General features: G+C 50.3%; 7 protein-coding genes. All 7 read right to left on the bottom strand.

The annotated features are described in order from the left end of the window. Positions 1 to 104: 104 nt before the first annotated feature. A complete protein-coding gene (locus IE099_RS03960; RefSeq protein ID WP_189567569.1) occupies positions 105 to 1,313 on the bottom strand; it encodes a hypothetical protein in 1,209 nt (402 codons plus the stop codon). Positions 1,314 to 1,507: 194 nt separating this feature from the next. Further along, the gene (locus IE099_RS03965; protein ID WP_189567570.1) at positions 1,508 to 2,185 is read right to left on the bottom strand and encodes a YggS family pyridoxal phosphate-dependent enzyme; all 678 of its coding nucleotides are present in this window, start codon (positions 2,183 to 2,185) and stop codon (positions 1,508 to 1,510) included. A gap of 30 nt (positions 2,186 to 2,215) precedes the next feature. Next, entirely contained in the window at positions 2,216 to 4,474 is a 2,259-nt protein-coding gene (locus IE099_RS03970; protein ID WP_189567571.1) for a carboxy terminal-processing peptidase, read from the bottom strand. A gap of 100 nt (positions 4,475 to 4,574) precedes the next feature. Continuing rightward, positions 4,575 to 5,312, bottom strand: coding sequence for a S1C family serine protease (locus IE099_RS03975; protein ID WP_189567573.1), 738 nt, complete (start codon positions 5,310 to 5,312; stop codon positions 4,575 to 4,577). 116 nt (positions 5,313 to 5,428) lie between these two features. Beyond that, the gene (locus IE099_RS03980; RefSeq protein ID WP_189567575.1) at positions 5,429 to 6,001 is read right to left on the bottom strand and encodes a polysaccharide biosynthesis/export family protein; all 573 of its coding nucleotides are present in this window, start codon (positions 5,999 to 6,001) and stop codon (positions 5,429 to 5,431) included. A gap of 16 nt (positions 6,002 to 6,017) precedes the next feature. Continuing rightward, complete coding sequence (locus IE099_RS03985; protein WP_189567577.1) at positions 6,018 to 8,153, bottom strand: polysaccharide biosynthesis tyrosine autokinase; 2,136 nt, start codon at positions 8,151 to 8,153, stop codon at positions 6,018 to 6,020. Between the two features lie 115 nt (positions 8,154 to 8,268). After that, the gene (locus tag IE099_RS03990; protein WP_189567579.1) at positions 8,269 to 9,477 is read right to left on the bottom strand and encodes an outer membrane beta-barrel protein; all 1,209 of its coding nucleotides are present in this window, start codon (positions 9,475 to 9,477) and stop codon (positions 8,269 to 8,271) included. Positions 9,478 to 9,580 lie beyond the last annotated feature (103 nt).

Consider the following 9,580-nt stretch of genomic DNA (forward strand, 5'->3'; position numbering starts at 1 on the left):
GATTTGGAAACTGACGTTGACGGCCGATCTGCGATTCTCAGAAAGACACCCAAAAAGTACAGTTTGTTTTGCGTCTTTTTCGGCAACTTCATCTGGAAAACGGTCTAGGCACTGGCAAGCTTGTTCGCTTTCAGTTCGCCACCTTTCAGATTGAAAGTCCCTCCCGTCATGCGGAAACCTCGAAGGTTGATCCCGGATTCGCTCTCTTCCGTGTAGTCAATTGTACCCGCATCAAGATGAACATATGCTTCGTCAAAAACTCCGAAGTTATTCGTCCAGTTCAAAGGATTCTCCCACTCCTGATCTTCCGAACCGTCCCAATAGACGTCCCTAAGAACAGTTGTTGAATTCGATGTCACTGTTAGAAGCCCATTGGCCCCAGTATTATCAATTGAAAAAGACCAGACGCTGGTATCCACACCAGGAGCGAAGGAGAGGCCGTTGTCGACGATTTCTCCATTTTCAACCTCCATGACTGTCCAAGTCCCTCCTCCCTCGAAACCGCTTGCGTATCCAACTTGGAGCAGAGAACCATTTTCAAAACTAGCCGAAGGGGCACTCAAAGTCGTCTCGCTACTGTCGTGAAGGAAGATTGGAGTCACCCCCCCAAAGTCTATTCCTGCCGTCAAAGTTGACCCTGGATATTGTCTCCATCTCCCGTCGGAGTCACCGGTGGAAGCTCCCACTCCGATTTCGGCGGCTAATGAGCCCAAGACGGAAAAATTTCCCGTCCCCACGCGAACATCATCTCCCAGTTGGATTCCGGCCCGAGTGACGAAAGAGCCGCCTGAAATTTCGATGGCTCCAGTGCCCGCATCCACATCAGACTTGTTGGCCCCCAAAAAGAGGGATGTTCCCAGGCCCGTGGAGGGATCGGACAAGGCCCGGTTGATTCTCAGACTGCCGTTGCTCAACTGATAGAGGCCGGTTGTCCCCATTGTACGTCCAATCTCGAGTTCATTGATCTCAACCGCCCCTCCAGTCTGAATCATCACACCCTCCACATGGGAATCCCACGAGGGATTGAAGGTCGCTCGGAACAAACCATCGGAAACATGAAATTGACCGCCGAGAAGTCGGATTGCTCTCAGATTATAACCCGGGTCAGCCGCAAAATCGACTGTTCCCGAATTGATAAAGACCACGTCCCCGGCAGCGGGCCCGCTTCCATTGTCCCAATTCGCCCCTTGCTGCCACTCGAAGCTCTCCGAACCATCCCAAGTCACATTCGCAGCCTGGGTGGGTATGGTGGAAATAGCGGTGGCGAGGAGGAGAAGACGTCGAAACGTGCGAAAATCTTTTCTTGGGTTCATTTGAGGAGGGGGTCTCTGAACGAACCAAGATAACCCGCCATTCTTTACGCCATTAATCGCTTTTTCCGCTCTCTATCTGCAGCCGCACACCGGCTGATACAGCGGGAAAGGGGCCAAGTCAGCTTGGTAGCTGCCGTTCATGCTCCATCTGCACCACACCCCTCGGAACGATGGTGCATCACGACCCAGATGGCTCAGCGCCCGCCGAAAATCGCAGAGCCAATTCTTACCATTGTTGAACCCTCCGCAATGGCGGCTTGGTAATCACCACTCATTCCCATACTCAATTTTGCCAAGGGAATCCCACCTGCTTCGGACAATTGATCACGTAGTTCCCGAGCTGCAGAAAAATAGGGCCGAGCTTCTTCCGCAGTATCCACCGGAGGGGGGATCGTCATCAATCCCTCGATCTGCAAATTGGAAAGAGACAAAAGAGACTCAAGAGTGCTGACGAGTTCGGGCGCCTCAAACCCGCTTTTAGTGTCCTCCCCGCCAATCTTCACCTGCAAGTAAATTGGCTGGGTAATCCCAAGCTCCCCCGCCACTCGGTCGATAGCTTGTGCGAGCTTTAAAGAGTCGACTCCCTGTAGGCAGGCGAACTTGCCGACAGCTTTTCGAACCTTATTGCGCTGCAGAGGACCGATGAGATGCCATTCTACCTCCTCAGGAAGCAGGGCTTGTTTCTCGAGCGCTTCTTGAACCCGATTCTCTCCCAGAGCCATCTGTCCCTCGGCGATCGCCTGAGAGACAATCTCAGCAGGAAAGGTCTTACTGACGGCTAACAACTCAATTTCATCAACCGTACGTCCCGCCCTCTCAGCAGCCGAAGCTAACTGAGATTGCACTTCCGCCAAGCGTTGTGCGACAGACATCCGTTCAAGTTTTACCGAGCCTCACCCAAGCTACTGCGCCTGTGCTTCGCTATTTTGCTCAACTTTTGCGATTGTCTCTTTCTCCGTCAATTCGATCAGGTCGCCCAAAATGTTGATGCTCTCGCGCTTGACGGCATCCAGGCCACTCGGCCACTCAGGAGTATCGTCGAGATCAGCGACTTCGTCCTTTGCCACGCGCATGTTGGCTTCGGCATCACGCTTACGGTCCACCTCTTCCAACTTTTCACGCTCTAGATCGTCTAGAGTCAGCCTGAAGAAGCTAAGGGTCTCCGCGTCTTTACTGGCAATCTCGGCAAAACGTTCGCGCCGCTCTTTGTTTCGCGCAGCCCGTCGTTGTTCCGACTCTTCCAATTCCTTTTCCCGCACAGACCGATTGAGACTGACGGTATTCTCCTCAATTCTCTTCTTCGTGCGCTCAACATCTTCCACAACATATTTGAAATCCGTGGAGTTCTTGACGCGTTCTTGGCTTCTTTTTGTGATTTCATCCACGAATAGTCCGCTACGGTCCAAGGGATTAAATCCTCGCGCGGGTGGGATCAAGTCGTGCGGAAGAGCGTGATCCTGAAACTCTTCACCAATCTCAAGAGCGTCAGTCAAAGAAGGCAATACGATATCAGGCACAACACCCTCCAGTTGGGTTGAACTACCTGTCACGCGATAGAACTTCTGGACGGTCGCCTTCAAGGTTCCCGCTCGTTCCGAGTCTTGGAAGAATTTGAAAAACCGGCCAATATCCATGGGTTGCTGAACCGTGCCCTTGCCGTAGGTCGAACTCTCTCCAACCACAATTGCACGATTATAGTCCTGCAGTGCCCCTGCAAGAATCTCACTCGCCGAAGCGCTTGTCTTGTCTGTCACGATCAAGAGCGGACCTTCGTAGAGAGGCTTTCGCATCGTGGACTCCTTTGAATCGACTGCGCCCCATCCTTGTTTCACCTGCACAACGGGTCCCCGTCCAATAAAGAGTCCAGTCATCCGGCGAACTTCCTCCAAAGCTCCACCGCCATTTCCGCGCAAATCAATTGCCACACCGTCGATATTTTCCTTCTTCAGCCGAATCAATAGACGCTGAACATCCTTGTATACGCTTGGATCACCATCGTTGAAATCGAGGTAGAAACTTGGAAGGGTAATCCAACCGATTGACTTGCTGCTTCCGTCAGGCTGCGCGATTTGAATCACTTCAGCCGCAGCGGCTTCGTCCTTCAACTCGACCTTGTCGCGCATGATCACGATCTCACGAACTTCACCAGGGGCTCCATCGGCGGGCTCCACCTTCAACTTAACCTCGGTATTTTGCTGCCCCCTAATGAGCTCAACCACGTGGTCGATTTTCATGTAGAGAGTATCAGTCAAATTGCCATCGTTCAAAGAATCCACGGCCACAATCCGGTCGTTCAGCTGAAGTTCACCCTGCTTGTCCGCAGGTCCATTGACCACCAGACCGATAATCTTGGTAGCGCCATCGTCCTCCCGTTGAAGAAGCGCACCGATACCGATTAGCTGGTTCTGCAGGCTCGCTTCGAAGCGCTCCATCTGCCGAACGCTCATGTAGTCGGTATGCGGATCATGAGCTCTGGCAACCGCACTGAAGAAGTAGGAAGCAACATCTTCCTCGTCTGCACCCTCGATGTCTTTGAGAAAGCGCTCATAGCGTAGCTTGACAGCTTCGCGGGGGCTCTTCTCGTCTTTGAGAGGATCTTCTTTGCCCTGCTCCTCCGCAATGCGACGGATCGTTTCCCGCCGCATCTCTTCGCTCAGGACTTCTTCCGCGATTTGTTTGCGCCAGATTTCCTGAGCCGCAAAATCATCCGCGGGCCAATCTGCTTCACGTCGTGAACGCATGACTGTCTCATCACCATCAAAGCTGAACTTTCCGTTGTCTGCAAGCTGTTGGGCAAACTGGACTCGCTCGCGAACCCGCTCGACAAATCGTGAGTATATCTCGCCAGCTGGCTCCATCGCTCGCTCTTGAGTAAGAAGCTGATCAATTCGTGTTTCAGACTGAGAACCAAAACGCGCCTCGAATCCATCGACATCTTTCTTGGTGAAATAAAGCTTAGCCGGATCGAGGTCCTTTAGGTAGTCCTTCAGAATTCGATCGGTCATTTCCGCATTGAATTCGAGGCCAGCAAAATGCTTGTTTTCAAGCATTCCAACCATCACCTTACCAACATCGTTAAAATCTGTTTTTCCGCTTACAATTCCAGAGGTGCAGCTGGCGAAAACTGCGATCGCTATTAGCGGGCTAAAAATCTTCATCATTCGTAAAATTAGCGAATCCAAGGTTACTCTTGGTTCAAAACACTGTCCGCCACTTCAGGGATCTTGTCGAACCAATTTCACATTTTGTGGGTGGGGAAAGCTATTGCTGTTCGAGCTTTCTCTTCGCAATTCTCTGAGAGGCCAACCAACGAAGGTAATCTTCGCGCAGAAGTTGTTCCGCTTTCTCTTGATCAACGACAGCCTCTTCATTGAAGGCCCTTAATGCGGGGATAGCCTTCCCGTTCATGAGCGTCACCTTGATTTCAAGCTCTTCTTCTCCTCGCTCGACCCCAAGGGTGATGGTCGAACCAGGCGGCATGGCTCCAACAATATCCTTGAGTTTATCACTGGGAATTCCGCCGGCAATGCTCTCGCCATCAATCGAAACAATAACGTCTCCGACCTGCAAACCGGATTTCTCGGCCGGCGTCCCAGGTATCACCGCTCTCACAAAAACCCCTCTGCCAAAATCGGGGACCGGTTGCGCGGCCCCCTGCTGCTCCAACAGTTGACCTCGGCGGATTTGGGCTGCATCCATGCTAATACCAATAAAGCCCGGCCCTTGCTGAGGAATCGCATCTTTCTTGTGCTCGAAGTGCACCTCGAGGAGAACTTTTGACAGACGATGAAATTCCTCGGGATCTTCGCTATTCAAGTATCGCTGATATAACTCTTCTGCCCGCTCCTTGGAATCTTCCTCGCGCGCCCATTCAATTAGGCCTTTCGCTGCTTTCTGGCGTTCCGCGAAGCTTTCGGACGAAAGTTTCTCATCGTGGGATACTTCGTCAGCCCAAGAAATTGGCAACAACAAAATCAACGTGAATGCAATCGCTCTCATGGGAATGACTGAAGATAGCTCGCCATTTCAGATTAGGCAACGAGAAGACAAAAAAGGCAGGGAATCTCTTCCCTGCCTTTTTAGAAATTACGTGACTGCGTGGTCGCTAGTATGTCCTATTCACCGCCTGATTCCCAAGCTTTCACCTGATCAACCTCGACGGTATCATTAGGATAAATTCGCTCCAGCTTGTGGGTATCGTTTGTGCGAGGACTCAAGAGATACTTTTTACCTTCTCGATAGACATGGACCCGCTTCGTTGTTCCAAATGTGCTGGGTCCGCCAGCAGCCGCGATGGCTTGAGCTAAAGTCATCCCTCGGATATAAGGAACAGTTCCCGGACGATTCACACTACCAGTCACGGTGACCAACTGCTGAAGTTCTCCTTCAACATCGCCAATCTTCTGAACAACAATGTTGGGTGAGGTGTAGATCTGGGCGGCTTTGTAGGCGTTTTCAATTTTTTTAGCCAAAGCAGTAGCAGTCAAGCCTGCTGCCCGGATGGTTCCAATTTCCCACATCTTAATATTACCACCAGCATCAACCGGATACACGGCATTGATTCGTGATTGCTCGCCCGGTGGAACACCCATCACGCTGATCTCAAGCTTCATGTTTTTCTGAATCTGAGCTGAAGCAGTCTGAAATGCTCCAGAGAAACAGAGGAGGAGGAGTAAGAGTATTTTCATGATTGTTCTTTTTGATTTAATAAAGGTCTGAATCGTTGCTTTGGGTCGGTGCTGGCGACTTCTTGGCATCAACAACTTTCCGATTGCTTCGAGTTTCAGGCTCTGCAGAAGGAGCGTAGTAGGTGTAATAACTTGTGTAATATTGATACTGGTTATCACTTCTAATGTCGACGTTGTTAAGAACAACACCAATCACTTGACCACCGACATTCTCAACAGCCTGCTTCACACGAAGCAGCATGTTGCGTGGCAGTTTACGATGCTGAACCACGATCATGGTCAAATCAACCTCACTCGCCAACACAGAAGCATCGCTGACACCTAAGATTGGAGGGGAGTCGATTAGCACAAGGTCGAAGCGCTGCTTCACGTCTTGGACCAACTCTGACATTCTACGAGAATTCAAAATCCCCGCAGCATCCGCTGGAAGGACTCCCGAAGGCATGAAATAGAGATTATCGACCGGGGTCTGAAGAATCACGTCCTCGAGCATGAGGTCGGTAGTCAGATAGTTCGTAAGTCCAACCGAGTTGTTAATATCAAAGAATGTGTGCAATCGAGGACGACGAAGGTCGGCATCGATCATGAGAGTGGTGTATCCACCCTGAGCACAGACATAGGCCAAATTGACCAAAGTTGTCGACTTACCCTCACCAGCACCACCTGAAACCACAGTAATCGAATTGTCTTCCGGATTCTTGCGGTTGAACTCGATGTTCGTTCTCAGAATCCGGTAGGCCTCCGCATCCGGGCTCATTCCACTTTGTTTGTGAAGTACCCCGACATCCTTTGGAATGACGGCCAGAACCGGAACTTGGAGGAATCTCTCGACATCTTCCAAGCTCTTCACTGAGGTGTCGACGTATTCGAGGAAGAATGCGATAGCGATCCCGAAGATCAGGCCAATCACAGCACCGAGAACGAGATTTAAGGTGACTTTGGGGCTTACCGGCTTTGTTCCAACTTTAGGATCCTCCTGAATGGTGATTGGTTCTTTCGGAGAACGTAGCCCCACTCGCTCGGCAGAGTGAGTTAACTTCAGTTCCTGAAGAAGGGCCAAAGCAGACTCGTAGTCTCTGGTGGCCTCTTTGTAATCATGCATTTCAGTTGCAAGCTCAACAAGTTCATCCTGCTGCTTTTGACTGGTATCTTCCATCACGAGCAATTGCTCGCTAATCATCTCGTAGTTCGTGGCGAGACTCTCTCGCAAAGTCGCAACCGCACTGTCCAAATCTTCTCGAAGCCCTGCTAACCTTTCCTGCTGAACCATCATCGTCGGGTGACGAGCACCCAAGCCGGAGGCCTTGTTTGCTTCAAGTTCTCGCTTTGTCGCAAGATATTCTGTATGAAGTGTACGAACTGAATTGTTGTCCACGGGAAGCTCGGCAGCATAACGAAGAACCTGCTCCTTATCCAGTTCCTCAAGTTTCTCCAAATAGATGCGATACTGATCCCGGTTCTTTTTCAGGTCAAAAACGTCGCGATCGGCCATTTTCGCCAAGAGAGACTCCATCGACTCCGGGCTGTTTTGAGACCCTTCGAAATAGGGTCGCCCGGTGATCCGGACGATAGTGTCAAGAACCTTCCGCTTTGCTTCGACCTTGTCCTTTTGGTCTTCAATTTCAGCATCAAGTGCGTCCAATTGGTTCTCAGCCCGAGCCGCTTCTTCTTGATTTCTTCGATTCTGGTAGGCAATTGCCACCTCAGCAGCAACCTCTTTGGCCACTTCCGGGTCGATATGGAGAACTGTAATTTCGATAAGGTCTGTTCCAGGACGGAGTTTTGTTTCCACCATTCCTTTCAAAACTCCAACTACAGCATCTTCATCTCGGAGAGCCCATTTATTTTTCAGGTCAAGCGCCTCTGCGACCACCTTCAAAGTCTTGGCCGCGCTAATTACCTCGAACTGTGTCGCGAAATATTGGCGTGATTCGAGAATCCCTAAATTCGAGCCGAATCCCTGACCTGGATTATTCACCTGAACGACCGCCGTGCTTGAATACTTCCGAGGCATCACTCTCGTGATCACCGCAGCAGTCAGAAAGACTAACAAAAAGGTTAGAAGGATGATTCCATACCTGTTCCTCAAGACCTGCCAATAGTCGACAGCATGGAGGGAGGCTTCATTCGTTTGTGGAGAGTTCTGGCTCATTTGGGTAAAAAAGGCTTCTGCGGGGAGTGCTTTATGCGAAGTGATTAAATAAATCAACCCCCACGGTAAGTGACACCGAGGGGGCTGATTTGTTCAGATTTGTTCGACGAATTTGTTAGAATGTCGCCTGCACTCCAAGCTGGAAGCGATTGCGATCATAATCCCGACCGTCGAAGTCAGAAATCGAAGTCGTGAAGTTGTAAGAGCCGGTCAGATAGAGGTTGCTAGATAGCTGATAGCTTCCCCCAACATTTAGGTTAAGAAGGCTCTCGCTGCCATCTCCGTCCGCTCCGATAATTTGGTCGTCATAGTTGGTGAGAATGTAGTTCACACCACCGAAGAGACTCACTTGAGGATTCAAAGCGTAGGTAGCCTTTCCGCCCAAACGAAATGTCTGGCTCTGCTCAAAAGTCTGTCTTCCATTGTCACTCAGCAAAGACTGGTTCCATGACTCATTCGAGTAGCGTACGAAAAGATTCGTGCTAAGCTGGCTGGTGAGACTCGATTTCAATGCCGCTTCCAAGAAAGGCCGTGTGCGAGAATCCCCATTGTCTGGGTCAGTGATTTGGGCACCAGCTCGCAAAACAATAGCGCTCTCTGGGCTAATCCGATGCTCGATACCACCAGTCAAATAGTGAGAGGTCGAATCATTTCCTGAATCCAAATCAACGATAGCATACTTATATCCAGCGGTAACCACGGTCGCAGGGCTCATCCGGTAACGGAAATCATGACGAAACGCGACTTGTGAATAATCGGAATTATCCAAGTCCTGATACTGGACACCAGAAAACTGGATACCAGTTTGAGTTCCCAACCGGTCTGACCAACGGTAACCCACGGAATTATCGCTGGAATAACGGAAGTAGTCACCAGTGCGACGGTCATTACTCAAACCGTAGTCGTAATCAGGCTCCTGCTCGTAAGCCAAGAGGTTACGACTCGAGAAACGCAACCGCTCGCTGAATCGGTGCGTGAAGTTCACTCCAACACGAGCATCAAAATTGGTTGAATCAGCATCACTCGACTCAAAGTCGTCGAAGTAATAACGAACCCCAAGACGCGCGAAGACATCCCAAGTAGTTTGAGGAGTCACACTGGTCCAGTTCGCCTGAACAAAACCAGAAGCATACAAAGAGCCCTCATCCGAGTCAGTTAACGGAGTCGGATTATCATCATAACCCAAGGAAGCACCCACGATGTAAGTCAAAGGAAGACTGCTGCTTGCCTCATCGTCATTGGGAGCGATGCTGTAAAGCCCCTGCCCGGAAGCAACTGCACATGGCAAAACGCCAGCGAAAATTGATTTTTTAAGAAAATTCATGCTAAATTATTTATCAAATTAAACAAACTACTTATCGAGCTCGGTGGAGATAACATCCTTATCCATATCGGAAGAATCATCATCGACAGGAGTCACATCAGGA

This window comes from Roseibacillus persicicus (assembly GCF_014651675.1).
GTDB lineage: Bacteria > Verrucomicrobiota > Verrucomicrobiia > Verrucomicrobiales > Akkermansiaceae > Roseibacillus > Roseibacillus persicicus.

Excerpts from the sequence above, each read along its gene's own strand:
- IE099_RS03960 (WP_189567569.1), bottom strand. The coding sequence starts at position 1,313 with ATGAACCCAAGAAAAGATTTTCGCACGTTTCGACGTCTTCTCCTCCTC.
- IE099_RS03965 (WP_189567570.1), bottom strand. The coding sequence starts at position 2,185 with ATGTCTGTCGCACAACGCTTGGCGGAAGTGCAATCTCAGTTAGCTTCG.
- IE099_RS03970 (WP_189567571.1), bottom strand. The coding sequence starts at position 4,474 with ATGATGAAGATTTTTAGCCCGCTAATAGCGATCGCAGTTTTCGCCAGC.
- IE099_RS03975 (WP_189567573.1), bottom strand. The coding sequence starts at position 5,312 with ATGAGAGCGATTGCATTCACGTTGATTTTGTTGTTGCCAATTTCTTGG.
- IE099_RS03980 (WP_189567575.1), bottom strand. The coding sequence starts at position 6,001 with ATGAAAATACTCTTACTCCTCCTCCTCTGTTTCTCTGGAGCATTTCAG.
- IE099_RS03985 (WP_189567577.1), bottom strand. The coding sequence starts at position 8,153 with ATGAGCCAGAACTCTCCACAAACGAATGAAGCCTCCCTCCATGCTGTC.
- IE099_RS03990 (WP_189567579.1), bottom strand. The coding sequence starts at position 9,477 with ATGAATTTTCTTAAAAAATCAATTTTCGCTGGCGTTTTGCCATGTGCA.